Genomic DNA, 2175 nt, shown 5'->3' with positions numbered 1-2175 from the left:
TGTCTAGCCATGATAGCCCTCCGTACAGATAGTTTATTTAAGTATAAACAAGATAATCTTTAGGGCATAGAAAAACCCGAATAAGAGACGCTTTTTATAAGCTGTCTATTATTCGGGTTACAGTTCAGAATAGTACCCTCTTTATTTTTTAAATAGCCTTCTTGTATTTCCTTAATCATAAACGCCTCATCCGGGATGCCTTCGAACGGCGGATATATATTGTATTCACTCGCAGGACCGTAGCCGAATTTAACATAGTATCCCGGATGCCCTAAGATACTAATAAAACCATAATCGAATCTTTTCGCCCGTTTTTCGAGCTCATTCATTAACAGCTTCCCAATACCCTTTTGCTGCAGACCAGGATTAACCGCTATCGGAGCCAGCACGAGTCCTGTATACTGCTCTTTTTCATTATTTCGCGCTTCTTTATAAATTTATGAATCTCTTTTTCCATGTCTTCATCCTCATATAGTTTTCTTGTTCTCTTTTATATCATATTCATAAACCGCTCCATAGAAACATCGCTTCTTGACTGCTGTGTCGATAATAATTTTGATGTGCATTTCAATCTCAAATTCTTTCTCAAGACTATCGTAAGTAAAACTGTTTTTTTATTTGCAACACTGTTCTTATATGATACATGAGTAATATTTGTATTCTTAAGTTACCTCACTATGATTACCTTCTTCTCCATTCCATACTAGATAGTTGAGTAGGCATTTAAAAAAGAGCTGTGATTGCGTGACCAGAAATTGACAGGTATATTTATATAGATTTGATAAATTGAAAAAGGGGAAGATTAAAATAGAAGAATTAATTGTTAGTATATGGATTTTTATAAAGTCTCATGCGGAACTGATTCTTAGTAGTTTAGCATTAATTATCTCGGTCTTGGTAGCATTAATAAACTTTTTATATAACCATTTTAAAGATAAAGATTACATCGAAGTTCGATTTGCTAATCCTATTTATTTTGGAGAGACGGTTTATATTAGCGAGCATAACGGTCAATCAATTATTAGTCCAAATGGAGGAGCTTACTTCACTTGGATTTATGTTACGAATGCGTCAAACCATGATGTAGGGTATTATGATTTTGAACTATATTTGAATGGGGAAAAATTATCGCGTATCCAACCTCATACAAACGCACCTCTTTATGTTAAAGATGGTGGAGGGAAAGTTCCGATAGCTTATTTAGATGATTTAAGTAATGGAAATATATTAGCACGTTCACAAAAACAATTAAAAGTTGCTTCAACAGGATTCGATATACCGATAGACCCAAACAATGAAAATGAAGTGGTTGTTTCTTTAAGTTTTATAAAAGCAAACTTCTGGTCATTTTTACCTTACTTAGGAAATAAGATGAATCATAACAAAGTGATTAGCCATACTTTCACTGGTAAATATGTGAAGAAAAACTCTGCGGTTGCAATGTTAGATGAGGCAGTAGTCAAAAGAGTTTAAAGGAGGAGATACTAATATTAATTTTTGGAAAGGATGTAGTTGCTATATTCTTCAATCAATTAGAATATGTCATTAGTGGAATTGCCTTGTTGGTTTCTATAGGTGCAGTATATAAAAATAGAGATTTGACCAAAGTTTTATTCAATAAGCCGCTATATATAGTTGCTGGTAAGGGACCAGAACCCCTTATCGTTGGAGTAGGCAGTAATGACTACACTAGAGTTAAAACAGCTATCCATATTATTAATGCTTCTAATCACAATAGGGGGTACTTTGATTATAATGTGAAAATTACTGGTAAGGATTTCAATATAATTTTTAAGGATGATAGCACTAGCGAGGGGAATCTGCACGAAAGGTCTTATAACTATTTATTGTTAAAAGGAGATTCCACTCAATATATTCCACATGACGAAAAAATAACCGTAGAGATATCAATCAAACTCATAGTGAATAGTTTTTTCTCAAAGAAATATTATAAAGAGTATAATTCAATCATTACCGACGTCCTTTGGGGCGACATATCAGATGAAGCGTTAGAACATACAGGGAAATTTTAAAAAAGAGCGCAATTATGACGTGCTCCCCTTAAGTTGTACTTACTATTCAACTTAAGGGGAGTTTTTGTATGAAAAATAATAAACATAGTTTTGAATTTAAGTTAACAGTCGTAACAGATTATTTAAATGGCGAAGGTGGATT

General features: G+C 33.4%; 3 protein-coding genes. 2 read left to right on the top strand and 1 reads right to left on the bottom strand.

Annotated elements, in window-relative coordinates; all coding sequences use genetic code 11:
* Window positions 1–59: 59 nt before the first annotated feature.
* Window positions 60–389, bottom strand: coding sequence for a GNAT family N-acetyltransferase (locus IR135_RS11455; RefSeq protein ID WP_416212707.1), 330 nt, complete (start codon window positions 387–389; stop codon window positions 60–62).
* 397 nt (window positions 390–786) lie between these two features.
* Between IR135_RS11455 and IR135_RS11450 the strand changes: the two genes are divergently transcribed.
* Both IR135_RS11450 and IR135_RS11445 read left to right on the top strand, forming a co-directional pair.
* Window positions 787–1473: a hypothetical protein gene (locus IR135_RS11450; RefSeq protein ID WP_135099493.1), complete on the top strand. Its 687-nt coding sequence runs from the start codon at window positions 787–789 to the stop codon at window positions 1471–1473.
* Window positions 1474–1562: 89 nt separating this feature from the next.
* Window positions 1563–2033, top strand: coding sequence for a hypothetical protein (locus tag IR135_RS11445; RefSeq protein ID WP_135099491.1), 471 nt, complete (start codon window positions 1563–1565; stop codon window positions 2031–2033).
* Window positions 2034–2175: the final 142 nt, after the last annotated feature.

The organism is Jeotgalicoccus nanhaiensis (genome assembly GCF_015235105.1).
Taxonomy (GTDB): Bacteria; Bacillota; Bacilli; order Staphylococcales; family Salinicoccaceae; genus Jeotgalicoccus; species Jeotgalicoccus nanhaiensis.
The sequence above is the reverse complement of the archived record's forward strand: the minus strand, read 5'-3'. Positions and strand labels throughout refer to the sequence as shown.